The organism is Micromonospora sp. WMMD967 (assembly GCF_029626165.1).
GTDB classification, from domain to species: Bacteria; Actinomycetota; Actinomycetes; order Mycobacteriales; family Micromonosporaceae; genus Micromonospora; species Micromonospora taraxaci.
In genome coordinates this window covers 979,953-1,001,191 of record NZ_JARUBK010000001.1, presented here as the reverse complement: position 1 = coordinate 1,001,191, position 21,239 = coordinate 979,953, and the positions used below count along the sequence as shown (strand labels likewise).

Annotated in this window: 29 protein-coding genes; 14 read left to right on the top strand and 15 right to left on the bottom strand. The window is 71.1% G+C overall.

Annotated features, from left to right (window positions below; genetic code table 11):
* Positions 1-91: 91 nt before the first annotated feature.
* The 3 genes from O7631_RS04805 (at position 92) to O7631_RS04795 (ending at position 1,858) form a co-directional block, all read left to right on the top strand.
* Positions 92-1,138, top strand: a complete 1,047-nt coding sequence (locus tag O7631_RS04805; RefSeq protein WP_278143185.1) for a DUF4192 domain-containing protein — start codon at positions 92-94, stop codon at positions 1,136-1,138.
* Between the two features lie 79 nt (positions 1,139-1,217).
* On the top strand, positions 1,218-1,541 hold the full coding sequence (locus O7631_RS04800) for a type II toxin-antitoxin system RelE/ParE family toxin (protein ID WP_278143184.1): 324 nt from the start codon (positions 1,218-1,220) through the stop codon (positions 1,539-1,541).
* Positions 1,541-1,858 carry a helix-turn-helix transcriptional regulator gene (locus tag O7631_RS04795; RefSeq protein ID WP_278143183.1) on the top strand — a complete coding sequence of 106 codons (318 nt, stop codon included), beginning with the start codon at positions 1,541-1,543 and terminating at the stop codon, positions 1,856-1,858. The genes O7631_RS04800 and O7631_RS04795 overlap by 1 nt, the downstream gene beginning before the upstream one ends.
* Before the next feature lie 199 nt (positions 1,859-2,057).
* Here O7631_RS04795 and O7631_RS04790 read toward each other — a convergent pair whose 3' ends face one another.
* Together O7631_RS04790 and O7631_RS04785 are read right to left on the bottom strand one after the other, a co-directional pair.
* Positions 2,058-2,261: a DUF397 domain-containing protein gene (locus O7631_RS04790; RefSeq protein ID WP_278143182.1), complete on the bottom strand. Its 204-nt coding sequence runs from the start codon at positions 2,259-2,261 to the stop codon at positions 2,058-2,060.
* Positions 2,249-2,998 carry a Scr1 family TA system antitoxin-like transcriptional regulator gene (locus O7631_RS04785; protein ID WP_278147846.1) on the bottom strand — a complete coding sequence of 250 codons (750 nt, stop codon included), beginning with the start codon at positions 2,996-2,998 and terminating at the stop codon, positions 2,249-2,251. Before O7631_RS04785 ends, O7631_RS04790 begins: the two co-directional genes overlap by 13 nt.
* 257 nt (positions 2,999-3,255) lie before the next feature.
* Here O7631_RS04785 and O7631_RS04780 point away from each other — a divergent pair, with 257 nt between their 5' ends.
* From O7631_RS04780 to O7631_RS04770, 3 genes are all read left to right on the top strand, one after another.
* Positions 3,256-3,528 (top strand): hypothetical protein, encoded by a 273-nt coding sequence (locus O7631_RS04780; RefSeq protein WP_278143181.1) that lies wholly within the window; start codon positions 3,256-3,258, stop codon positions 3,526-3,528.
* On the top strand, positions 3,525-3,770 hold the full coding sequence (locus O7631_RS04775; protein ID WP_278143180.1) for a flavin reductase: 246 nt from the start codon (positions 3,525-3,527) through the stop codon (positions 3,768-3,770). The genes O7631_RS04780 and O7631_RS04775 overlap by 4 nt, the downstream gene beginning before the upstream one ends.
* Before the next feature lie 153 nt (positions 3,771-3,923).
* A complete protein-coding gene (locus tag O7631_RS04770; protein WP_278143179.1) occupies positions 3,924-4,631 on the top strand; it encodes a GAP family protein in 708 nt (235 codons plus the stop codon).
* 3 nt (positions 4,632-4,634) lie between these two features.
* On the opposite strand, the gene fdhD is transcribed toward O7631_RS04770, so the two are convergent.
* Complete coding sequence (fdhD, locus tag O7631_RS04765) at positions 4,635-5,501, bottom strand: formate dehydrogenase accessory sulfurtransferase FdhD (RefSeq protein WP_278143178.1); 867 nt, start codon at positions 5,499-5,501, stop codon at positions 4,635-4,637.
* A gap of 251 nt (positions 5,502-5,752) precedes the next feature.
* Between fdhD and O7631_RS04760 the strand changes: the two genes are divergently transcribed.
* The 3 genes from O7631_RS04760 to O7631_RS04750 all read left to right on the top strand — a co-directional run bounded on the left by O7631_RS04760 (position 5,753) and on the right by O7631_RS04750 (position 7,929).
* On the top strand, positions 5,753-6,487 hold the full coding sequence (locus O7631_RS04760) for an NTP transferase domain-containing protein (protein ID WP_278143177.1): 735 nt from the start codon (positions 5,753-5,755) through the stop codon (positions 6,485-6,487).
* Positions 6,484-6,750, top strand: a complete 267-nt coding sequence (locus O7631_RS04755) for a DUF6457 domain-containing protein (RefSeq protein WP_278143176.1) — start codon at positions 6,484-6,486, stop codon at positions 6,748-6,750. The genes O7631_RS04760 and O7631_RS04755 overlap by 4 nt, the downstream gene beginning before the upstream one ends.
* 81 nt (positions 6,751-6,831) lie before the next feature.
* The gene (locus tag O7631_RS04750) at positions 6,832-7,929 is read left to right on the top strand and encodes a hypothetical protein (RefSeq protein ID WP_269681835.1); all 1,098 of its coding nucleotides are present in this window, start codon (positions 6,832-6,834) and stop codon (positions 7,927-7,929) included.
* Here O7631_RS04750 and O7631_RS04745 read toward each other — a convergent pair.
* Positions 7,926-8,882 carry a zinc-binding dehydrogenase gene (locus O7631_RS04745; RefSeq protein WP_278143175.1) on the bottom strand — a complete coding sequence of 319 codons (957 nt, stop codon included), beginning with the start codon at positions 8,880-8,882 and terminating at the stop codon, positions 7,926-7,928. The genes O7631_RS04750 and O7631_RS04745 overlap by 4 nt on opposite strands.
* A gap of 59 nt (positions 8,883-8,941) precedes the next feature.
* On the bottom strand, positions 8,942-9,403 hold the full coding sequence (locus O7631_RS04740) for an Lrp/AsnC family transcriptional regulator (protein ID WP_088987096.1): 462 nt from the start codon (positions 9,401-9,403) through the stop codon (positions 8,942-8,944).
* A 59-nt stretch (positions 9,404-9,462) separates the two neighbouring features.
* On the opposite strand from O7631_RS04740, the gene ddaH reads away from it, so the two are divergent.
* The gene (gene ddaH / locus O7631_RS04735) at positions 9,463-10,296 is read left to right on the top strand and encodes a dimethylargininase (RefSeq protein ID WP_347403494.1); all 834 of its coding nucleotides are present in this window, start codon (positions 9,463-9,465) and stop codon (positions 10,294-10,296) included.
* 76 nt (positions 10,297-10,372) lie between these two features.
* On the opposite strand, the gene O7631_RS04730 is transcribed toward ddaH, so the two are convergent.
* Both O7631_RS04730 and O7631_RS04725 read right to left on the bottom strand, forming a co-directional pair.
* On the bottom strand, positions 10,373-11,560 hold the full coding sequence (locus O7631_RS04730; RefSeq protein ID WP_278143173.1) for an ABC transporter substrate-binding protein: 1,188 nt from the start codon (positions 11,558-11,560) through the stop codon (positions 10,373-10,375).
* Between the two features lie 80 nt (positions 11,561-11,640).
* On the bottom strand, positions 11,641-12,438 hold the full coding sequence (locus O7631_RS04725; RefSeq protein ID WP_278143172.1) for an alpha/beta fold hydrolase: 798 nt from the start codon (positions 12,436-12,438) through the stop codon (positions 11,641-11,643).
* A gap of 84 nt (positions 12,439-12,522) precedes the next feature.
* Here O7631_RS04725 and O7631_RS04720 point away from each other — a divergent pair, with 84 nt between their 5' ends.
* Positions 12,523-13,128, top strand: a complete 606-nt coding sequence (locus O7631_RS04720; protein WP_278143171.1) for a bacterial proteasome activator family protein — start codon at positions 12,523-12,525, stop codon at positions 13,126-13,128.
* Positions 13,129-13,133: 5 nt separating this feature from the next.
* On the opposite strand, the gene O7631_RS04715 is transcribed toward O7631_RS04720, so the two are convergent.
* From O7631_RS04715 to O7631_RS04705, 3 genes are all read right to left on the bottom strand, one after another.
* Positions 13,134-13,946, bottom strand: coding sequence for an HAD family hydrolase (locus tag O7631_RS04715; RefSeq protein WP_278143170.1), 813 nt, complete (start codon positions 13,944-13,946; stop codon positions 13,134-13,136).
* The gene (locus O7631_RS04710; RefSeq protein WP_269681841.1) at positions 13,946-14,767 is read right to left on the bottom strand and encodes an HAD family hydrolase; all 822 of its coding nucleotides are present in this window, start codon (positions 14,765-14,767) and stop codon (positions 13,946-13,948) included. Before O7631_RS04710 ends, O7631_RS04715 begins: the two co-directional genes overlap by 1 nt.
* Positions 14,768-15,065: 298 nt before the next feature.
* A complete protein-coding gene (locus O7631_RS04705) occupies positions 15,066-15,794 on the bottom strand; it encodes a hypothetical protein (protein WP_278143169.1) in 729 nt (242 codons plus the stop codon).
* Between the two features lie 131 nt (positions 15,795-15,925).
* Here O7631_RS04705 and O7631_RS04700 point away from each other — a divergent pair, with 131 nt between their 5' ends.
* The 3 genes from O7631_RS04700 to O7631_RS04690 all read left to right on the top strand — a co-directional run bounded on the left by O7631_RS04700 (position 15,926) and on the right by O7631_RS04690 (position 17,670).
* Complete coding sequence (locus tag O7631_RS04700; RefSeq protein WP_278143168.1) at positions 15,926-16,357, top strand: OsmC family protein; 432 nt, start codon at positions 15,926-15,928, stop codon at positions 16,355-16,357.
* Between the two features lie 145 nt (positions 16,358-16,502).
* A complete protein-coding gene (locus O7631_RS04695; RefSeq protein ID WP_197699411.1) occupies positions 16,503-16,850 on the top strand; it encodes a metallopeptidase family protein in 348 nt (115 codons plus the stop codon).
* Between the two features lie 97 nt (positions 16,851-16,947).
* Positions 16,948-17,670, top strand: coding sequence for an AIM24 family protein (locus tag O7631_RS04690; protein WP_269681844.1), 723 nt, complete (start codon positions 16,948-16,950; stop codon positions 17,668-17,670).
* Positions 17,671-17,716: 46 nt separating this feature from the next.
* Here the strand turns inward: O7631_RS04690 and pheA are convergent, their stop codons facing one another.
* The 5 genes from pheA to O7631_RS04665 all read right to left on the bottom strand — a co-directional run bounded on the left by pheA (position 17,717) and on the right by O7631_RS04665 (position 21,201).
* Positions 17,717-18,673 carry a prephenate dehydratase gene (pheA, locus tag O7631_RS04685; RefSeq protein WP_278143167.1) on the bottom strand — a complete coding sequence of 319 codons (957 nt, stop codon included), beginning with the start codon at positions 18,671-18,673 and terminating at the stop codon, positions 17,717-17,719.
* A gap of 10 nt (positions 18,674-18,683) precedes the next feature.
* On the bottom strand, positions 18,684-19,175 hold the full coding sequence (locus tag O7631_RS04680; protein ID WP_278143166.1) for a hypothetical protein: 492 nt from the start codon (positions 19,173-19,175) through the stop codon (positions 18,684-18,686).
* A 196-nt stretch (positions 19,176-19,371) separates the two neighbouring features.
* Complete coding sequence (locus O7631_RS04675; RefSeq protein WP_278143165.1) at positions 19,372-19,761, bottom strand: ACT domain-containing protein; 390 nt, start codon at positions 19,759-19,761, stop codon at positions 19,372-19,374.
* A 75-nt stretch (positions 19,762-19,836) separates the two neighbouring features.
* The gene (locus O7631_RS04670) at positions 19,837-20,295 is read right to left on the bottom strand and encodes a hypothetical protein (protein WP_278143164.1); all 459 of its coding nucleotides are present in this window, start codon (positions 20,293-20,295) and stop codon (positions 19,837-19,839) included.
* A 168-nt stretch (positions 20,296-20,463) separates the two neighbouring features.
* Positions 20,464-21,201, bottom strand: coding sequence for a hypothetical protein (locus O7631_RS04665; RefSeq protein WP_088987108.1), 738 nt, complete (start codon positions 21,199-21,201; stop codon positions 20,464-20,466).
* Positions 21,202-21,239: the final 38 nt, after the last annotated feature.

Sequence of the window (21,239 nt, the reverse complement as noted above, 5' to 3'; positions counted from 1 at the left end):
GAGCAGGCAAAACACGCTGAGTAACTGTGGATAAGCCGCGTGTCGTCCACAGGGGCGGCGACGCCGGACCGGAGCGCCGCACGCTACCGGCATGACAGCGACCGAACGCCCCCAGCTCACCGTCCGCTCCCCCGCCGACCTGATCGCCGCAGTGCCGTACCTGCTCGGGTTCCATCCCGCCGACAGCGTGGTCGCCGTCGCGTTGCTCGGCCGGCAGATCATCTTCGCCGCCCGTGCCGACCTGCCCGACCCGTCGACCGATCCGGTCGAGCGGGCACGGCATCTGGCCGGCGTGATCCGCAGGCAGGGGGCGGAGTCCGCGACGGTGGTCGGTTACGGGCCACCGGACCGGGTCACCCCGGCGGTGGACGCGGTGCGTGTCGCACTGGCCGCCGGTGGGACGGAGGTGCTCGACGCGTTGCGGGTGACCGAGGGCAGGTGGTGGTCCTACCTCTGCGTCGAGCCCGACTGTTGCCCGCCCGAGGGCCGGCGCTACGACCCGAGTGCCAACCCGGTGACCGCCTCGGCGGTCTTCGCGGGCCAGGTCGCCCTGCCCGATCGGGCCGCGCTCGTGGCGCAGGTGGCGCGGGTCGACGGGTCGGCCCGGGAGGCGGTACGCGCGGCCACCGCCCGCGCCGAGGTGCGAATGGCTGAGCTGATCGAGCAGGCGCCCGAGAGTGACCTGCTCGGCGGGCGGGCTCTGCGCTCGGCCGGCGTGGCGGCGGTTCGCGAGGCCCAGCGTCGGCAGCGGCGCGACGAGCGGCTCGACGACGACGAGGTGGCCTGGTTGAGCCTGCTGATGACCCACCTTCCGGTCCGCGATCACGCCTGGGAACGCACCGACGGTCGGGACCGGGACATCACGCTCTGGACCGACGTCCTGCGCCGGGCCGAGCCGGAGTTGGTTGCCGCGCCCGGGGCTCTGCTTGCCTTCGCGGCCTGGCGCGCGGGGCAGGGGGCGCTGGCGGCGGTCGCGCTCGAACGCACGCTCAGCCTGCACCCGGACTACTCACTCGCCGTGTTGTTGGACGACCTCCTCCGGCGCGGCGTGCCCCCGTCCGAGCTGGACGGCTGGCCGTCGGTGGGCATGCCGGGAGTGATCCGTCCACGCCGGAGGAGTCGCCGTGGTCGCCGCTGAGGAGCCGGTCCCCGGTTGCCGCCCCGACTCGGAACAACTCCCGGCAGCTGTATCGCAATTTTGCTATAGTCGGCTCTGGTTGGTCCTCTTCCACCCGGAGGCTGCGACGGAACTGCAAGCCATACCCGCGCTCGAACAAACGGCCATTGGGCACGCGGTCGAAAAGCTGGAGAGCCTCGGCCCCAACCTTGGCTACCCGCACTCCAGCAAGATCAGAGTTGCCGACAAGCTTCGTGAGCTGCGTCCACGCGGAGGGCGCAGCCCATGGCGCGTCTTCTATGCACAGGTTGGCGAGGCTTTCGTGGTTGGCGCCATCGGCCCGGAGGCCAGCGTCAGCCAGCGGAACTTCACCCGGGCCGTCGCAGCCGCAGAGCGAAGGATCAAGAACGTGGAGGCGGAGTGATGAAGCGTTCCGAACTCAAGACCTCGCAGCAGGTCATCGACGACGCCAGCCGGCAGGACCCGGCCTTCCGCGCAGAGTGGGATCGGACAGCCTTCGCCCGCGAGGTCGCACTCCGTATCGTGCGGTACCGCGCCGACAACGAACTGACCCAGACCGCGCTCGCCCGCAGAGTGGGGATGACCCAGTCGGTCATCGCGCGCCTGGAGTCCGGCGACCAGCCGCCGTCGATCGCCACGCTCGCCAAGCTCTCCAAGGGCACCGGCATGGTGTTCGACGTCAAGATCTCGCACGGCGAGGTCGAGATCGTGGCCGCCTAGTCAGCCACGCCCGGCGTAGGGCGGTCCAGACGACAACCAGCCGGTGTTGGTGGCGCGTTCAGGCTTGATCGACTCGGTTTCCTGAACAATGGGGTGTCCCGGTCTCCAGGACGCCGCGATGCCAACGAACCCGGGTGGATCAAGGGTTGGCTCGTGCCGGGGTCAGCGCTGCGAGAGGCAGCGTGTGGCAGGGCCTGACCTAGGCGACCGGGCCGATCTCTCGGGCCAGCCGAACGAAACCCGCCCAGGCCTCGGGCCCGAAGGTCAGTGTGCCGCCGTCCCGGTCCTTCGTGTCGCGGACGAGCACGACGCCCGGCAGGTTGTCGGCCACCTCCACGCACGCGCCACCGTTCGAGCTGCTGCGGGTGCTCTTGCGCCAACGGGCGCCGCTCAGGTCATCCATGCTCGCGCTCTCATCAGGTCGATGGTCAGGTCTCGCGGTAGCGCTAACGACCTCACGCTATCCCAGACCGCCCACAGCGGAGCAACGTCATTACTGAGCCGTCCGGCCGCCTGATCGTCGAGGTATCCGACGTCGCCGCCATCCGGTGTGCTGGCAATGACGAACGGCCCGGCCTGGCCCGGGTGGAAGCCAGCCGTCAGGGGGAGGACGTGGATCATCACGGCCGGCCGTTCGGCGAGCATCATCAGGTGATCGAGCTGGTCGGCCATGATGTCGGGCCTCCCTCGGCGCAGCGCGGCCTCGTCGATGACGAAGACGCTCAACGGCGGCCGAGGTCGGTCGAACACGGCGGCCTGCCGACGCAGGCGGGTTTCCACGTGCGCTTCAAGGTCGTCGTCGGCCCAGAGGCCGCTGCTCAACACGGCCCGCGCGTACGCCTCGGTCTGAAGGAGACCGGGCAACACGGCGGATTCGTACCACCGCAACCCCACGGCCTCGCGCTCGATGTCCGTCCAGGGCCGGAACCACGCCGGCTCGCGCCGCTTGTACAGGTCGGGCCAGAGGTCTTCCTCGTCGCGGCCCAGGACCTCGGCGACCTTCGACCGGTGCCGCGTCTGCGGAATCCGTCCCGGGTTCGCCCACTTGGCCGCCGTCTTGGGATCCACCCCGATCTGGGCGGCAAGGCTGTCGGCTGTCAGGCCGGACTTCGACATAGCTTCAGCGACTGCGCGGTTCATCCGTGTCCCCTCTAGTTCGTCCCAGACGTCCAAAGGAGATATTGCTACGCAGTGTATTCGCTCAGCAACCCTTGGAAGTGTGCTTCTCAGACGTCGTGACCGGCAGGGGCCACCCGAAACCCGGCGGTCGCGTTCGTGCCGGGGCCGCCTCGTGGGCGAGCACTCAGGGGCGGCCCCTTCCCACAACGAGGAGGAGACATGTCGGACAGGCTGACGAACCCGCCCGCATCCCGCGGGGAAGATTCAGCGGTGGGGCGATGGTCGGGACGTTGAAGGGCGGCGACCTCGTACGCCTGTCCCGCGCGGCAAGCCCGCAGTTCGTCAGGCCCATCACGGTGCGAGTGATCCGCGAGTTGACCGATCGGCATACCTACCACGGCTGGACCTGGATCGAGGCGTACGAGCTGGGGCCGGACGGCAACGCACGGGCCAAGCGGGAGTTGTTCGTGCTCCGCGAAGGGATCGACCTGTTGCCGTCCGGCCAGATCGCCCAGTCGACGTGGCAGGAACCGGTGCGGGCTTGCCGATGAACGACGACGCGGAACACCCTCTGCTCAAGCCGGCGTGGCGCTGCCGCACTTGCGGAATCGCGTGGCCCTGCTCGGTCGCGAAACTTCGCCTGCTCGGTCGGTACCGCGGTCGACCCGACGAACTGGTCGAGCACCTGAAAGCACTGCAAACCGAAGCGACCGAAGACCTGACCAAGCTGTATGGCGGCAAGACCCCCAATGGCCTGACCGAACGCTTCATCGGCTGGGTCAAGGCTCGATGACCCACCCACTCCCGCCCCGGGCGCTGATCCCTCGTCCCCCGAGGTCGATCGTCCGGGGCGGGCCCGCCCAGCGGCGGCCTCCGTCGAAGGATGTACGCGTTACTCCTGTCCACGGCCGACGCGGCGGGGCCATCGCCCCCGGAGAATGATCTCGTGACCCCCGCATTGCTGCTGTCGCTGGCCGGGCTGGCGCTGATCGACAGCACCAGCATCGGCACCCTGTTCATCCCGGTCTGGCTGCTGCTCGCCCCCGGGCCGGTCAACGCCCGACGGATCCTGGGCTACCTCGCCACTATCGCGGGGTTCTACCTGGGGGTGGGGCTGCTGCTGGTCTTCGGTGGCAGCACGCTCGCGGACGCGCTGGGCGGTGCGTTGGACAACCGGGCTGTGCTCTGGGCGCAACTCGTCCTCGGTGTCGGCATGCTGGTGCTCAGCTTCCGCTACGACGGCAAACGGCGTCCGCGTACCGGTGGTGTGCTGCGGTGGCGGGACCGGGCGACCGCCGGCGACTCCTCGGTCCGATGGCTGGTCGGGCTCGCGCTGCTCGCCGCGCTCGCCGAGGTGGCGACCATGCTTCCGTACCTCGGTGCGGTGGGTCTGCTGGCCACCTCCGGGGTCGGTTCGGCGACCGTGGTGGCGTTGCTCGCCGGATACTGCCTGGTCATGGTGTTGCCGGCGATGATCCTGCTGGGTGCCAGGGTGGCTCGCCCGGCACTGGTCGAACCGGTGCTCGCCCGACTCAACAACTGGATCGTGAACAAGGCGGGCAGCGCGTTGGGCTGGATCCTCGGCATCGCCGGCTTCCTGATCGCCCGCGACGCCGCCGTCCGCCTCGGCCTGTTCGGCATGATCGACCGCTGAGCGTCAGGCCGGCTGCTCGACGGTGACCCGGTGCGGCCCGGCGTAGACGTTCATCGTCCGACCGCGCAGGAAACCGACAAGTGTCATCCCCGCCTCGTCGGCCAGTTCGACGGCGAGTGTGCTCGGGGCGGACACCGCGGCCAGCAGAGGCAGCCCCGCCATCCAGGCCTTCTGGGTCAGCTCGAAGCTGGCCCGTCCGGAGACCAGCAGCAGGTGCCCGGCAAGTGGTAGTCGTCGTTCCCGGACCGCCCAGCCGATCACCTTGTCCACGGCGTTGTGCCGGCCCACGTCCTCCCGGAGCACCACCAGCTCACCGTCGGGGGTGAACAGCCCCGCCGCGTGGAGCCCACCGGTCCGGTCGAAGCCACGCTGGGCGGCGCGTAGTCGGTCGGGTAGTTCGGTGAGGAGCGTGGCCGAGACACTGAGTGGATCCGCCGAGACCGGAAACAGCGACCGGGTGCGTACCGCGTCGATGCTCGCCTTGCCGCAGACCCCGCAGGAACTGGTCGTGTAGAAGTTCCGGGACGGGTCGGTGATCGGTTCCGGCACGCCGGGCGCGAGCACCACGTCCACCACGTTGTACGTGTTCGGCGTCTCCGCGCCCGCGCACAGCTGCGCGGTCGACACGTCGTCCGTCGACCGGATCAGCCCCTCCGTCAGCAGGAACCCGATGGCGAGGTCCAGGTCGTCGCCGGGGGTGCGCATGGTGACGGCGAGCGGCCGTCGGCGACCGGGGCCGGCCGCGCCCACGCGGATCTCCAGCGGCTCCTCCACGGCGAGCGTGTCCGGACGACGGACGGATCCCCGTCCGGCGGTCACCGCTTCCAGGTCGATTCGGAGTACGCCCCGCCGATCAGTTGCCCGTCCCATCCCGCCATCCTCCACCCCAGGCCGGCCCGCCCGCACGACCACCGGCCGTAGGGCACCCGGCGGCACCCTCCGACCGGGTGTGCCGGCGGCCGGGTGAGATCAGCGCCCGCCCGTGCGCCGTGCCGGACACCAGCGCCGGAAGGTGCGCTGCCCGAAGCGTGATCCACCCGTGTTCCTTGAAGTCGGGGTATGTCCGGCACTGGGACACCGCGATTTCGGCAAACCCGAGTCGATCACGGCGTTCGTCCGCCGTGCCGGGCTCGCGCGGTCGCTGCACACCGGGTGTGACCGGTCCCGGCTACCGTGGCCGGGTGGAGACGTACGCCGCTGTGGTGCTCGCGGGTGGGGCCGCCCGCCGGATGGGCGGGGTCGACAAGCCCGCGCTCCCGGTCGGCGGCCGCTCGATGCGCGACCGGGTGTTCGCCGCCGTCGCCGACGCGACGCCACGGGTGCTTGTGGGTCCGGCCGACGCCGTGCCTCCGGGCGTGCGGGTCGTCCGGGAGGACCCACCGGGCGGGGGCCCGGTCGCCGCGGCGGCTGCCGGCCTGGCGCTGCTGGACCCCGACACCAGCCTGGTCGCGCTGCTCGCCGCCGACCTGCCGCTGCTCACCCGGGCCGCGATCGGGGACCTGCTGAACCACCTCGACCGGGAGACCTCCGACACCGAACCGGCCCGCGACGGCCTCGCCCCGGCACCGCCGGCCCGTGCCGGCCTCGGCAGCGAGCGGCGACCTGACGGGGCGTGCTTCGTGGACGGGGACGGGCGGCGGCAGTCACTGTGCGGTGTGTGGCGGGTCCCCGCGCTGCGGGCGGGGCTGGACCGGTTGGCGGCCGAACGGGGTGGCAGCCTGTCCGGCGCCCCGGTCCGGGCGTTGCTGGCCGGGCTTGTGACATGGGAGGTGCCCTGGTCCGGCGACGGCCCGCCGCCGTGGTTCGACTGCGACACTGACGAGGACGTACGCCGGGCGGAGGAGTGGGCGCGATGACGGTGATGGACGACTGGGTCACGGCGGCGTGCGCCGAGTTGGAGCTGGACCCTTCCACGGTGCCCGTGCCGGCGGTGCTGGATCTGGCCCGCGACGTGGCCCACCAGGTGCTGCGGCCGGGTGCGCCGGTCACCGCGTACCTGCTCGGCGTGGCCGTCGGGCGTGGCGCCGACCCGGCGGACGCCGCGGCCCGGCTCAGCGCGCTGGCCGGCACCTGGCCGGTCGAGCTGGGCGCCGAACCGGCGGACCCGACGGTCCCCTGACCGCCGTTGTCCGATCCCGGTCCGGGCTGATTCGACGCACGGGCGGCGTGGGTAGGGTGATCGTGACGGACGGAGGCGATCATGACGGCTGACCACCCCTCGGCCTCGGACGGTGAGCTGCCCGCTGGCGCGGCGGAGTCGATCCTGCTCGATGAGCCCAGCACCACCGACCTGCGGGCGAAGGTGACCGAGGCGTGGCGGGAGTTCGCCCGAGCGCTCGCCGTACGACTGCGGGACCTTCCGGTGGGCGCGCACCTCGACGTGACGCTGGATCCCACCGCCTCCGGCACCGGAGACGCCGTTTACTCGATCAGCGTCGACGTGGACGGTGACGGCGCACTGTCCGCCCGCGCGGTCGGCAACGCCACGCTGCCGGCGGGTTACCGGCTGGACCGGGGCGCGGTGGCGGACATGATCGCGCTCGGCTGGTCGCCGCCCGGGGTGGTCGCCGGCTCCGGCGGTTCCTTCGGGCTGGACGCCACGACGGCCGAGTCGACCCGGGTCGCCGCGCTGCTCTCCCGCACGCTGCGGGACGTCTACGGCGCCCCGCACCCGGCCTTCCTCGTCTACCTGGTGCACGACGCCGAGGGGGAGCCCTTGGCAGTGGACCCGTTGGGCACCGCGCGCAGCGAGTTCGGCCCGGATGCCGATGTCGAGGCCGACCTGGAGGAGGCACTGGCCGAGGCCGCAGCCGCGCAGACCGAGCGGGACGACGTGCTCGACCTGGCGGATCGGGTCCGTACCGTGGTTTCCACGATGTTGAAGTCGGACACCGACCGGTTGCAGGTCGACTCGGACGGCGACATCAACATCCGGGCCGGTTCGGCGATGGTCTTCGTGCGGGTACGGGACAACCCACCGCTGGTGGACGTCTTCTCCCCGATCCTCACCGAGGTCGAGCCGACCGAGCGGCTCTACGTGAAGCTCTCCGAGTTGACCAACCGGATGCCGATCGGCCGTCTCTACTGCGCCGACGACACGGTCTGGGCGTCCATCCCGGTCTTCGGCCGCAATTTCCAGGCCACCCATCTGATGCTCGCGGTGCAGGTGATGACCGGTCTCGCCGACGAGTTGGACGATCGTCTGCACGGCGAGTTCGGCGGCAAGCGGTTCTTCGGCGAGGGTGACAAGCCGGTTCGGCGCGACGACTCGGAGCACCGCACCGGGATGTATCTCTAAAGCGTGTCCAGCAGGGTCTTGCCGACCGTCGCGCGCGCCTCGATGGCGGCGTGCGCGTCGGCGGCGCGTTCCAGCGGGAATCGCTGACCGATCAGCGGTCGCAGGTTGCCGGCCGCCGCGTCGGCCAGGGCCTGCCGGGTGTACGCCCGCAGCCGCGCCTGTGGCACGTCCGGCCGGACCAGAGTGACCTGCCGTGCCGTGGCGACCTCTGCCGACACCGGGGACCACTCGCCACTGGCCAAGCCGAAGCTGATCATGCGACCGCCTGGCTCCAGCAGGTCGAACGCGGCTTGGGCCGTCGCCCCACCGACCCCGTCGAACACCACGTCCACTCCACCCGTCGCAGCTCGGACACGGTCGGGCCAGTCAGGCAGGCGGTAGTCGACGGCCAGTTGGACACCCAGGCCGGGCAGCAACTCCACCTTGCGGTGCCCACCGGCTGCGCCGATCACCCGCGCGCCCGACCGGGACGCGAGCTGCACCAGCAGACTGCCCACCCCGCCGGCGGCGGCCTCCACCAGCACCCGGTCGCCCGGCTGGACACCCACCGCCTCGACGAGCATGGCGGCGGTACGCCCGTCGGCCAGCAGCGCCACCGCCTCGTCCAGAGCCAGTTCGGCGGGCACCTCGATGGGGGCGGACGCGTCCACCACCACGCGTTCGGCGTACGCGCCGGAGCCGCCGGTGGCGCTGACCACCCGACGCCCGGTCAACGCCGGGTCGACGTCCGGCCCGACGGCGGTGATCACTCCGCCGACTCCGTTGCCGGGGATCAGCGGTGGGGTGACCCGGAACGGGCCAGGGCGACCGGAGCGCTGCTGCGTCTCGACGAAGGTGATGTTCGCGTGCGCGACGTCGATCAGCACCTGGCCGGGGCCGGGCGTCGGGTCGGGTGTGGTTTCGGGCACCAACACCTCGGGCCCGCCGAACTCGTGTAGCCAGATCGCCCGCATGGTCTGCCCTCCCTGTCGCATCCGGAAGAACCACTGCAACAGGTGAACCCGACTTGAGGTCAAGCTCCGGTGGAGGGGCCCACACCCGGTGACTCGACCAGCCTGGAGAGCACGATGGTGCTGCGGGTGGATGTCACGAAGGACTCGGCCCGCAGCCGTTCCAGGGCCGCCTCCAGGTGGGCGATGTCGGCGGCGCGCAGGTGTACGAGCGCGTCCGCCTCACCGGAGACGGTGTAGGCGCCGACCACCTCGGGGTGCCGGCGGGTGGCCACGCCGATCTGTGCGGGGGTCGTCCGGCCGGCGCAGAACAGCTCGACGAAGGCCTCCGTGGTCCACCCGACGGCTGCCGGATCCACCACAGCCGTGAATCCCCTGATCACGCCGGTGGCCCGCAGTCGGTCGACGCGACGCTTGACGGCTGGGGCGGAGAGTGAGACCCGGGTGCCGATGTCGGCGTACGACGCACGGGCGTCGGCGACGAGTAACGCAATGATCCGCTGGTCGACCGCGTCTATCTGCAACGTTCCGCCTCTGAGAAGCAACGGTTGTGGCTGTTACCAAAGTTCTACGGTACCTACTCTTGGTGACCGTGAACCAGCAGCGATTCCCGCGAAAGCGGACATATCTCATGTGCTCGCCGGAGCATTTCGCGGTCGAGTACGCGATCAACCCGTGGATGGACGTCACCACCCCGGTCGACCGGGACCTGGCCGTCAAACAGTGGGACCGGCTGCGGGAGACGCTGGTCGGTCTCGGCCACGAGGTGCACCTGCTCACGCCCGAGCACGGCCTGCCCGACATGGTCTACGCCGCCAACGGCGCGTTCACCGTCGACGGCAGCGTGTACGGCGCACGGTTCAAGCACGAGCAGCGGGCCGCCGAGGCGGCCGCCCACCACGCCTTCTACGAGTCCCAGGGCTGGCGGTTCGTGGCGCCGAGCGAGACCAACGAGGGCGAGGGCGACTTCGCGTACGTGCCGGAGGCGCACGGCGGGCTCATCCTGGCCGGGCACGGCTTCCGGACCGAGGTCCCGGCCCACGCCGAGGCGCAGGAGGTGTTGGGCCGGCCGGTGGTGTCGCTGCGCCTGATCGACCCGCGCTTCTACCACCTCGACGTGGCGCTCGCGGCCATCGACGACGCGAACGTCGTCTACTTCCCGGGCGCGTTCTCCGCGGCCAGCCAGCGGGTGCTCACCCAGCTCTTCCCGGACGCGGTGATCGCCGACGACGAGGACGCGATGGCCTTCGGGCTCAACCTGGTCAGCGACGGCGCCAACGTGGTGCTCAACAGCGAGGCGACCCGCCTCGCCGGCAAGCTGAAGGCCGCCGGCTACACCCCGGTTCCGGTGGAGCTGGCCGAGTTGAAGAAGGGCGGCGGCAGTGTGAAGTGCTGCATCGCCGAACTGCGGCACTGACCCGCACGTCAGCTCCGTACGCCAGGGGCCGGCCTCCCGATGGGAGACCGGCCCCTGACCTCGTCGTGGCGGGTGCTCAGCCCAGCGTGGCAAGCTCGTTGATCAGCACGTTCGACATGACCTGACCATCGCGCTGCACCTCTCGCAGGTACCACTTCTGCTGCGGGGTGCGCGGCTGGTTGAACTGCCAGATGCCGCGCGGGCTGTCGATCTGGCCGATCTTGCCCAGGGCCAGGTTGACGTCCTTCGGCGTGGGCTTGCCGCCGGTCAGCTGGATGGCCTGGTCGAGCACCTGCGCCGCGTCGTACGACGCCATCGCGTAGGTGGTGGGCGTGACCTGGTGCTTCTTGCGGTAGGCGGAGGCGAAGACCCGGTTGGACGTGTTGTTCAGGTCGGCCGAGTAGTTGAGCGCGGTCTGGATGCCCAGCGCGTTCTCCTTCAGGTTCTCCAGCACGTTGCCCTCGGTGAGGAAGCCGGGCGCGTAGATGGGCCCGGAGTACTTCTCCCGAAGCTGCTTGATGAACTCCACGGCGGCCGCGCCGGCGAAGAAGCAGAAGACGGCGGTGGGCTTCTTGGCCAGTGCCTTGCTGATGTCCGACGCGTACGTGGTCTTGCCCGGGTTGGAGGTCGCGCTCGTGTAGGTCACCGGGTCGCTGATCCGCGGGTCGGTAGCGCCGAACTCCTGCTTGAAGCCGCGCACCACGTCCGGGCTGCCGACGTTCTCCGGCATGATGATCGCGACCCGGCCGTTGGCCGGCAACTGGTCGCGCAGGTAGCGACCCAGCGCGCGGCCGGCCTCGTCCAGCACGTACGACGTCCGCCAGATGTAGAAGACGCTCTGCAGGCTGCTCGGTGAGGCGTTCGAGCCGATCAGCGGGACGCGCGCCTCCTCGACGGTGTCCCGGATGCCGACCATCACCGCCGAGTTGACCACGCCGGTGAGCGCCAGCACGCCCTGCTTGAGCAGGCCCTCGACGGCGGCCTTGCCCGTCTTCGCGGTGTCACCCTCGTCGGCGGTCAGCAGTTCGACCGGGTGTCCACCCAGCTTCTGGTCGTGCAGGTCCAGGAAGATCTGGAAGCCGTTGGTGATGTCTTCGCCGATGCTCTTGAACCCGCCGCCCTGCGGCGTGATCAGACCGATCTTGACCGGGCCGCGGTCGGCGGTCGGCTGGGCGTCGGTGTCGGAGCCACATCCGGCGACGAACCCCGTGGTACCGAGCGCGGCCAACAGTTGGAGCGCCCGCCTGCGATTCATCTGCGACACCGAGTTCCTTCCAGGAAGCATTGCAGGGCCGAACACCGCCCCTCCGGCGTTCTACCTGGTCCGCGACGCTGCGTCAATGGCTAGTGATCATCGTGCAGGGACCGCAACATAACGAGGACCTGAGGCCACGCTGACGACTCCGGATCGATCAGCCCGAAATGCTCGCATTCGGGTAGTTCAACAAGGGAGATATCGGATCCTGCGGCACGCGCTGCTGTGACGAAGTCACGGCTCATCTCCGCTGGAACCTGTTGATCCTCGGAACCGTGCATGACTACTGTGCGTGTCCGGATGGGTACCAATCTTCGTGGATCGGCCGCCGCATAGCGGTCCGGGACCTCCGCCGGACCACCGCCGAGCAATGCGGCCACCGCACCCCCGTCCAGATCCCGCCGGTACGCCTCGCCCAGGTCGGCCACCGGGGCCAGGGCGAGCACCCCGGCCACCGTCGCCGGGGCGGTGGCCGCCACGTACATCGCCAGGTGGCCGCCGGCGGAGTGCCCGAGCAGCACCGGCGCGGCCCGGCTCACCCGGCCGGGAAGCGCCTCCGCGGCCAGCGCGGGCAGCTCGGCCACTCCGGTCCGCACGTCGGTCAACGTGCCCGGCCAGCCGCCTCCCGGCTGCCCGGTGCGCCGGTACTCCACCTGCGCCACCGGGTAACCGGCGGCGGCGAGGGCGGCGGACAGCGGGCCGGTGTGCTGTCGGTCGTACTCGGCCCGCCAGAAACCGCCGTGCACCACGACGACGAGCGGCCGTGCCGGACCGGTCCCCGCCGGGAGGCGAAGGTCGGCCACCTGATCCGGGTGGTCCCCGTACGCCACGGTCCGGTCGGGTTTCGGCGCGGGCCGGGTCAACACGGCACGCGGGTCGGCAGACATGGCGCGACGGTAGCGCGCCCCGGCCGGGTGGTTCGGCCCCGGGAGTAGGTCCCGGGCGGCATGGTTCGCAACCGCTGGGTAAAGATGGACCCCATGACCGACGCGCGTTCCGCTGGACAAGACGACGAGCCCGGCACCGACGATTCCGGCCACTCCGGCACCGTTGTGGTGGTCGGCCCGGACGGTCGGCCGATCGGCACGATGCAGACCGACGAGGGGCAGGGCGAGGACCCGACCCGCCTGGTCGAACAGCCGGCCAAGGTGATGCGGATCGGCAGCATGATCAAGCAGTTGCTCGAGGAGGTGAAGGCAGCTCCTCTCGACGACGCCAGCCGCACCCGGATGCGGGAGATCCACGAGCGGTCGATCGTCGAGCTCAAGGATGGCCTCGCCCCCGAGCTCCGCGACGAGCTGGAGCGCATCTCGCTGCCCTTCACCGAGGACAAGGCCCCCAGTGAGGGTGAGTTGCGGATTGCCCACGCCCAGCTCGTCGGTTGGCTGGAGGGCCTGTTCCACGGCATCCAGGCGGCCCTGGTGGCTCAGCAGATGGCCGCACGGGTTCAGCTCGAGCAGATGCGCGGAGGCCGCCAGGCCCTGCCCAGCGGCCCCGGCGGGATGGTCCCCGGGATGCCGCCGGGCATCGGCCAGCCGGGCGGCGGCGAGGGCCACAACACCGGCCAGTACCTCTGACCGGCTCAGCCCACCCCGAAGACCTTTTCCAGGTACGCCGCCACGCCGTCCTCGGAGTTCGTCGTCGTCACCTCGTCGGCGACCGCCAGGACGGCGCGGTGGGCGTTGGCGACCGCCACGCCACGCCCGGCCCAGGTGAGCATCGGCACGTCGTTGGGCATGTCACCGAAGGCCACCACGTCGGCCGCGCTCACCCCGATCCGTTCGCAGTACCAGGCCAGGCCGGCCGCCTTGGTCACGCCGGCCGCGGAGATCTCCACGAGGCCGGACGACGACGAGTGCGTGGCCTCGGCCAACCCCGCGACCGCGGTGGCGATCAACTCGGCGAAGGCGTCCGGGTCCTGCTCACCAGCCCGGGCGAGGAGCTTCACCGCCGGCACGGAGAGCAGCTCCTCCGGCGTCTCGATCGCCCGGATACCGTCCGGGTCCACATCCCAGCGCAGCGGATAGTGCGCCTCGTGCCGCATCTGCCGGCTGTCCAGGATCTCCACGGCGAAGCTGATGCCGGGCACCTCGGCGCGTAGCCGTCGCGCCACCTCGGCGAGGTGCTGCGGCGCGAGCGGGTCGGCCCGCAGCACCTCGTCGTTGAACGGGTCGTAGACCACGGCACCGTTGGCGCAGACCGCCGGTAGTGGCTCGGCCAGTTGGTCGTACACCATCTTCAGCCAACGGACCGGACGGCCGGTGACCAGGACGACCGGCGTGCCGCGCGCGGAGATCCGCGCGAGCACGTCGGCGGTGCGCGGGCTCACGGTGTGGTCGTCGCGGATCAGCGTGCCGTCGATGTCGGTGGCGATCAGGCGAGGTGTCTCTCCCATCACCGGGACAGTAGCCGGTCCAGATACACGGCCACTCCGTCGTCGTCGTTGCGCAAGGTCACCTCGTCGGCGGCGGCGCGGACGTCCGGGTGCGCGTTCGCCACCGCCACCCGCGCCCAGCCGGCCCACTCGAACATCGGCAGGTCGTTGGGCATGTCACCAAAGACCAGCACGTCGGCCGGGTCGACACCGAGGGTCTGCGCCACCACTGTCAGCCCGCTCGCCTTGTCCACGCCGGGCGGGCAGATCTCGATGAAGCCCAGCCCGGCCTGGGTGAGCGTGGCGACCTGCGGTGAGACGATCCGGCGGGCCACCGCCAGCAGCTCGTCCACGTGGTGGTCGGCGGTCCGGGCGAACGCCTTGATCACATCGCAGGAGAGGCACTCCGCGCGGCTCCGCGCCTCGAACCGGTCCTGGTAGGGCCAGCTCTCGTGGTAGTCACCCCAGAGCGGCGCGTCGTGCTCGTCGGATGCCTCGACCATCACCGTCAGCGGGCCGACAGCGGCCTCCAGGTCGGCGAGCAGCCGGGCCAGCACCTCGGCGGGCAACCGCTCGTCGCGCAGCACCAGCGGGCCCGATGGGTCGCTCTGGTCGACCACCCGGCCGCCGCCGGCCATCACCAGGAAGTCGGCGGCGCGGATGTCGTTGCGGGTCAACTCGGTCAGCCGAGGTCCGCGACCGGTCGCGCCGACCACCGGAATCCCGGCGGCCCGCACCCGGTCGAGCACCCCATGGGTGTACGCGGAGACGGTGTCGTCGCTGCGGACCAGCGTCCCGTCGAGGTCGGTCGCGATCAGCTTGGGCAGTCCCGGGCGGGTCATCGTTCCTCCTTCGCCCGCCGCCGTCGCAGCCTGCCGTGGGTCCGGAGAGCCGAGGCCCGGCGTGACGGCGGGCAGCAACCGTACCTCGCGGAACAGGTCGCATCCATGGCTTCCAGGCGAATCGGACGTCAACACCAGCAGACGTCCGACCATCGGGTCCTACTCGAGAATCCGCTCCAGGTCGCCGACATGGGGGTATCCACATGCCCCGAAACCCCCATCTCGGCGACCTGGAGTGGATCAACCCGCCGCAGCCGCCGGACGAGGTGGCCAGAGGCCCGGGACGGGACGGGTCGGGTCAGGTCGGGTTGTCGGGGCGTGCGAAGGGAGTGGCTGGAGTGACAGTCAGGTCGGCTGGGGCGGGGAGGCCCTCGTCGACCGGGTCGGGGTGTCTGCGGCGCCAGCCGCGTGTCACCGAGCCGGCCCCCGCCTGGTCGTCGGTCGCCGGTGCGGGCGTGGTGTAAGACGCCAGTCGCAGCGCCGCGCCGAGCAGCACGCAGGCCGCGAACGCCATCACCAGGCCACGACCGTATTCGGTCCGGAAGCCGTCCTGCTCCGAGTAGAAGAAGGTCCGCTGACCGGAGTCGTTGAGAGTGGCCGCCGCGGCGACCAGCAACGCCAGCAGGGCACCGGCCAGGGTCAGACCGGCCAGCCGGGCGTTCGACCGCACGGCTGGCGTGCCTCGCAGCGCGAGCGCCACAGTGCAGACCAGGACGAGGAGCCCGACCAGGTAACCGACACCGAACCCGCCGATCTCGGACACCCCGGCGGGCACCGTCATCGTGGCGTTCCCCTCCGGCCCACCGTTCGGGAGGCTCAGCACCAACCACTCGCCGACCATCGAGGCGACCCCGGCCACCGCGCCCAGACCGGCCAGCAGCAGCGGCAGCCGAGGATCCTGCACGAACCCGGCCAGCGGCCACCCGAACCGGCGGCGCGGAGGCGGGTCGTCGTCGGCACCCCACTCGATGACGGCCGGACCGTCGGACCGGTCGCCCTGTCGTGGGATCGGTAGCTCCTCGGACATCGGCCATCCTTCCGCCGGTCACGGATGTGGGTCGAATCATGGCACAGCCAGCGGTGCGTGACCGGGATCGCACGGCTCGCGTCCGTGCCGCTCGGTCGCCCGGCGGTCACCTTTCCGCTAGCGTTCTTCCCATGCCTATCCGTACCGCTTCAGCACAATGGCAGGGCAATCTCACCGAGGGTGCCGGCACGGTCCGCACCGGTAAGGGTGGCCTGTCGGGCAACTACTCCTTCAAGTCGCGCTTCGAGGAGGGCGAGGGCACCAACCCGGAGGAGCTGATCGCCGCCGCCCACGCGGGCTGCTTCTCGATGGCGTTCTCGAAGGCCCTCGCCGACGCCGGCTCGACGCCCACCTCGGTCGAGACCACCGCCAAGGTCCACCTGGACAAGACCGACGCCGGGATGACCGTGACCCGCATCGACCTGGAGACCGTCGGTCAGGTCCCGGGCATCGACGACGCGGAGTTCCAGAAGCTCGCCGAGGCCGCCAAGGCCAACTGCCCGATCTCCCGCCTGCTCTCGCCCGGCGCCGAGATCAGCCTCAACGCGCGCCTGGCCTCCTGAACCGGTCGACCCACAACCGCTCGACCACGGAGAGAGTCTCCGCCCACCTCGGGCGGTCACTCTCTCCGTGACCTGCGGAGCCGGTCGGCGGCACCGCTGACCCGGCGAGCCGCACCCCGCATCGGGCACAATGGGTGGGGTGCCGGTGGAGATGACCCGCGAGCGCTTCGAGGAGTTGGTCGGCGAGGCCCTCGACGAGGTGCCCGAAGAGCTGCTCGGCCTGATGAACAACGTGGTGATCCTCGTCGAGGACGACCCGCCGCCGGGCGAGCACGACCTGCTCGGCCTCTACGAGGGCCATGCCCTGACCAGCCGTGGCTGGGACTACTCCGGCGTGCTGCCGGACCGGATCTTCATCTACCGACATCCGATCCTGCGGATCTGCGACAACGACGACGATGTCGTCGACGAGGTGGCGGTGACGGTGGTCCACGAGATCGCCCACCACTTCGGCATCGACGACGAGCGGCTGCACGCACTGGGCTGGGGCTGAGTTCCGGATCGGCGGTCGCCGCGTCACCCCGGCCGTGGTTGCCCCCTTCGCCTACCGTCGGTGCAGCGACCGCGAACCCTGTCAGGAGGCACCTTTCATGCGCAGCGAGCTGTTCTCCTCGGAGAACCTGGAAAAGGAGTCCGCGCAGCCCGGCATGCGGCTGCAGAACTCCAAGATGTTGAAGATCGAGCTGAACGGCGAGGCGATGGCCCGGGTCGGCTCGATGGTCGCCTACCAGGGGAACGTGCAGTTCCAGGCGCTGGGCTCGGGCGGGCTCGGCAAGTTCCTCAAGCAGAAGCTCACCGGCGAGGGCGTCCCGCTGATGAAGGTCTCCGGCCAGGGTGACGTCTTCCTCGCCGAGTTGGCCAAGGACGTGCACATCATCGACCTGGAGCCGGGTGACGCCCTCTCCATCAACGGCTCCAGCGTGCTCGCCTTCGACTCGACCCTCCAGTACGACATCAGGATGGTCGGCGGCGCCGGGATGGCTTCCTCGTCCGGCCTGTTCAACTGCGTGTTCAGCGGTTACGGACGGATCGCCATCACCACCAAGGGCACCCCGGTGGTGCTCAACGTGGATGCCCCGACGTACGTGGACCCGCAGGCCGCGGTGTGCTGGTCGGCCAACCTTCAGACCGGCTACCACCGGGCCGAGCAACTGGGCCTCGGCACGCTGCTGGGTCGACGCACCGGTGAGTCGTTCACGATGAGCTTCGCCGGCCAGGGCTTCGTGGTGGTGCAGCCGTCCGAGGAGCCGCCGGTCATGGGCAGCGGTCAACAGCAGCAGGAGGGCGGTCTGCTCGGCGGGCTGCTGAGCTGACCGACGTGGCGGGGGCGCTCCCGGGACTCGGGGGCGCCCGGCCCGATCAGGTCAACTCGCCGGTGCGCAGTCGAGCCAGCCAGGCCGCCGCGTCCGCGTAGTCGACGTCGGACAGGCCCGCCGGCGCCGGCACCGGCCGTTCGCCCGCCGCCTCGGCCCAGCGGTGCCGGGGGTACGACCCCAGGAAGCGGACGTCGGCGCAGACCCGACGCAGCCCCTGCAACGCCTCGCCCAGGCGTACGTCGGCCACGTGGCCGGTGCAGTCGAGGAAGAAGACGTACCGGCCCAGGGCCTCACCGGTCGGGCGGGACTCGATCCGGGTCAGGTTGACGCCGCGTACGGCCAACTCCATGAGCACCGACAGCAGGGCACCGACCCGGTCGTGGGCGATGTAGACAGCGAGCGAGGTGAGGTCGTCGCCGGTGGGCGGCGGAGGCGGCCCCGGCCGGGACACCAGCGCGAACCGGGTCACCGCGTCGGGATGGTCCGCGATCTTGTCGGCGAGGACCGCGAGGCGGTGCCGGGTCGCCCCGATCGGCGCGCAGATCGCCGCGTCGTACTCGCCGGACCCGGCGCCGGCGGCAGCCGCACCGTTGGAGAGCACGTCGACCACCACGCCGTCGGGCAGGTGGTCACGCAGCCAGCCCCGGCACTGGGTGGAAGCCTGCGGGTGGGCCGCGACGGTGCGGATCGAGGTCAACGAGGTGCCGGGTCGGGCGCCGAGCACGAACTCCACCGGCAGGATCACCTCCCGGGTGATCACCAGCGGCTCGCCCTCGGCCATCTCGTCCAGGGTGACGCCCACCGCCCCGCCGATCGAGTTCTCCAACGGCACCAGAGCGGCGTCGGCGTCCCCGGCGCGGACACTGTCCAGTGCCTCCCCGACGCTGCGAGCGGGCGTACGGGTGCCGCGCTCGGCGGCGGGCACGGAGCGCAGGGCCTGCTCGGCGAAGGTGCCCTCCGGCCCGAGGTAGACGAAACGTGTCGGCGGTGTTCCCGGCATGCCGATCAGCCTACGCACCCGGCCGGGTGGCCGGACCGGCCTCACAGGCCAGGGCGCGGATTCCGGCCGGCCCGGCGGCGCGTACCTCGACGGTGCAGACGTCAGTGCCGGCGGTGACGAGCGTCGGTGCGCTCGGCTGGCCCCGGGTGACCACCTGGAGTTCCTCGTGCCCGGTCACCTCGAGCACGGTGAACTGCCAGTCGGCGGCGCAGAGGGGGCCGGTGCGGACCTGGACCCGGACGTTGGCCGGGAGCACGCCCGCCCGACCACGGAGCAGCTGCACCACCCGCTGCCCGGTCGGGCCGTTCCGGCAGGCCGTCGCGACCGCCCCGGCGTCGGCGGAGGGCGTGATCGCGGCGCTCGGCGGTGCGGTCACCGGCGGGGTGGTGGGGGCGATGCTCGGGCCGGGCGTCGGCGGAGCCCCGCTGCCGGTGGGCATGGCGGTGGGCGTACGCACCCCGGGCGGGGCGCCACAGCCGGACAGCGACGCGGCAGCGAACACCGCGAGCGTGACCGCGAGGGTCCGGGCGGCTGAATGGCCGGTCCGGCCGCGTGGGACGTTAATCGTCTTCCGCGACGGGGGAGACGCGGGGCGGGGTGGGGTGAACGGCACGGGCCGGTCCTCGGGGACATCGGAGAATTCGTCACGGCCGGGGTGGCCGAGCCCATCGTAGGGTGAGCGGCCTTCCGGGTGAAGGTCAGCCGGTGACGCGGTGCCCGGCGCGCTGGAGCGCGGCGATGCCCTCGGTCAGCCGGACGGCCGGCACCAACAGGTAGTCGGTGTCGAAGGTGGAGAACGTGACCACGCTGACCCGCGCCTCGGCCAGCGGGTCGACGAGCGCGGCCAGGCTGCCGGTGCCGTTCGGCTCCATCGGCGCGGCGACCCGTAGACAGCGCCAGACGGTCTCCACCACGGCCTGCGCCGGAGCCCGGTCGGTCGGACAGATCACGGAGATTCCGTCGGAGGTCCAGCTCACCGTGACGACGTCGGTGTCACGGAGGTCGTTCGACGTCGCATCCGGCACTGTGGTGCCGGCGGCCAGCCTGCACACAGCGTATTCCCCGGGCAGTAGAGCGATATCGAGCATGGAGGCACCTTACGGCCTGCGCGGGGGCTCTCCCGGGGAACGCCGCGTGCGGCGAACGACACACTCCGCCGCAGGTCAGACCTCGGAGAAGAAGGTGAGTGAGCCTGCTACGGCGCCGTCGGTGAGCACCGGGGTCGAGATCGCGTCGACTGTCGCGTCGGAGTTGCTTGCCGAGGCGGCCTGCACGCGGAGTAACCCACGAGCGAGTCGGCCGGACGAGAGCGCCAGCAGCGGCGGAATCTTGTCGATCTCGGCCTCGGTCAGCACGCCCCGGTTGGCGGTGAAGTCGAGCAGGCGCAAACCGCCGTCGAGCAGCGGTCGCCCGATCAGACCGGCCGGCTCGCCCAGACAGAGCAGCTCGCATCCGGCCGTGGAGATCGCCACCACCCTCGTGTCGGCGTCGATCAACAGGCACGGCTCATCGGCCCGGGACACCGTCGAGGACCATTGGCCGACGTTGCCGGACTCCGGCTCTGTCGACGCTCGGGCCGCCGGCACGAACGCTTCCGAGAGCGAAAGTTCGACGTGGGCCACCGCGCCTCCTATGTGCACCGATCGACTGTCCACGCTAGCGGGTCGCCGACGGAATCACCGAGCGCACCGGGTCACCGTGCCGCGCAGCCTGGACGGCGCGACTGGTGACGGCGCGGAAACCGGTGAGGTGGACGGGGGGACCGGAGCCGCGTGGCGTCGCCGGTGACGTTACCGGCGGTGGGCCGGCTTGTCAGCGGCCGTTCGGCCCTCGTCGTACCACCGGTAGTCGGCGGTTGGACGGTACGTGCCGTTCAACCAGGTGCTGGGGTGCTGTGCGACCCGGGACAGCTTCTCGGCCGTGGCGGGGCTGATCCGGCTGCCACCAGCGACGAGGAGCCGGTCCAGCTCCCGGTGGGTGGCCATCAGACAGTCCTTCGGAAGGCCGTAGACACTGATCACGCCGGAGCCGACGAAGGTCAGCACCGGCGTCACCGGGACGGGCAGCCCCACCGCGTCGGAGAGGGCCTTGCTGGCCCGTTTGGCGTCGCGGCGGGACTCGGCAACGTACGGGGGCCTCTTGCCGTTGATCTGCACGACGTCGCCGGCGACGAGCACCCTCGCGCGGCCGTGGTCGGCGATGGTCACGGCGAAGAGGCCGCTCGGCCCGATGGCGAGGAACCCGGCGCGGTCGTCCTGACCGCGGTCGAGGACGTCCGTCACGTCTGTGCGAGGCCACTCGATGACGTGCCAGGCGGGACCGAGGTGGTCGAGCTGGCCCAGTGCCCGCGCCCCGGCCGCCTCCAGGCGGCGTGCGCCCCGCTCAGCCCGACGGCGACGGGCCCATTCGAGAGGTGTCGGACGGACTGGTTCGAGAACCCCCGGCGACTCGACGCGGGGGTGTGGCACCGCGACGGGCGGCAGTGCCCGAGCGGACGGTACGGCTCGTCGTGCGGGAAAGACAGTCATCGTCGACCTCCGGCAAAAGGTCCCTCGAAGTTATGTCC

What these genes read in the sequence shown, in the direction of transcription:
- O7631_RS04705 (WP_278143169.1), bottom strand. Translation starts at nt 15,794, where the DNA reads ATGTCCGAGGAGCTACCGATCCCACGACAGGGCGACCGGTCCGACGGT.
- O7631_RS04750 (WP_269681835.1), top strand. Translation starts at nt 6,832, where the DNA reads ATGACGGCTGACCACCCCTCGGCCTCGGACGGTGAGCTGCCCGCTGGC.
- O7631_RS04675 (WP_278143165.1), bottom strand. Translation starts at nt 19,761, where the DNA reads ATGCTCGATATCGCTCTACTGCCCGGGGAATACGCTGTGTGCAGGCTG.
- O7631_RS04785 (WP_278147846.1), bottom strand. Translation starts at nt 2,998, where the DNA reads ATGAACCGCGCAGTCGCTGAAGCTATGTCGAAGTCCGGCCTGACAGCC.
- O7631_RS04795 (WP_278143183.1), top strand. Translation starts at nt 1,541, where the DNA reads ATGAAGCGTTCCGAACTCAAGACCTCGCAGCAGGTCATCGACGACGCC.
- O7631_RS04720 (WP_278143171.1), top strand. Translation starts at nt 12,523, where the DNA reads ATGGACCCCATGACCGACGCGCGTTCCGCTGGACAAGACGACGAGCCC.
- O7631_RS04710 (WP_269681841.1), bottom strand. Translation starts at nt 14,767, where the DNA reads ATGACCCGCCCGGGACTGCCCAAGCTGATCGCGACCGACCTCGACGGG.
- O7631_RS04665 (WP_088987108.1), bottom strand. Translation starts at nt 21,201, where the DNA reads ATGACTGTCTTTCCCGCACGACGAGCCGTACCGTCCGCTCGGGCACTG.
- O7631_RS04700 (WP_278143168.1), top strand. Translation starts at nt 15,926, where the DNA reads ATGCCTATCCGTACCGCTTCAGCACAATGGCAGGGCAATCTCACCGAG.
- pheA (WP_278143167.1), bottom strand. Translation starts at nt 18,673, where the DNA reads ATGCCGGGAACACCGCCGACACGTTTCGTCTACCTCGGGCCGGAGGGC.
- O7631_RS04745 (WP_278143175.1), bottom strand. Translation starts at nt 8,882, where the DNA reads ATGCGGGCGATCTGGCTACACGAGTTCGGCGGGCCCGAGGTGTTGGTG.
- O7631_RS04715 (WP_278143170.1), bottom strand. Translation starts at nt 13,946, where the DNA reads ATGGGAGAGACACCTCGCCTGATCGCCACCGACATCGACGGCACGCTG.
- O7631_RS04780 (WP_278143181.1), top strand. Translation starts at nt 3,256, where the DNA reads ATGGTCGGGACGTTGAAGGGCGGCGACCTCGTACGCCTGTCCCGCGCG.
- O7631_RS04775 (WP_278143180.1), top strand. Translation starts at nt 3,525, where the DNA reads ATGAACGACGACGCGGAACACCCTCTGCTCAAGCCGGCGTGGCGCTGC.
- O7631_RS04805 (WP_278143185.1), top strand. Translation starts at nt 92, where the DNA reads ATGACAGCGACCGAACGCCCCCAGCTCACCGTCCGCTCCCCCGCCGAC.
- O7631_RS04790 (WP_278143182.1), bottom strand. Translation starts at nt 2,261, where the DNA reads ATGGATGACCTGAGCGGCGCCCGTTGGCGCAAGAGCACCCGCAGCAGC.
- O7631_RS04725 (WP_278143172.1), bottom strand. Translation starts at nt 12,438, where the DNA reads ATGTCTGCCGACCCGCGTGCCGTGTTGACCCGGCCCGCGCCGAAACCC.
- fdhD (WP_278143178.1), bottom strand. Translation starts at nt 5,501, where the DNA reads ATGGGACGGGCAACTGATCGGCGGGGCGTACTCCGAATCGACCTGGAA.
- O7631_RS04690 (WP_269681844.1), top strand. Translation starts at nt 16,948, where the DNA reads ATGCGCAGCGAGCTGTTCTCCTCGGAGAACCTGGAAAAGGAGTCCGCG.
- O7631_RS04755 (WP_278143176.1), top strand. Translation starts at nt 6,484, where the DNA reads ATGACGGTGATGGACGACTGGGTCACGGCGGCGTGCGCCGAGTTGGAG.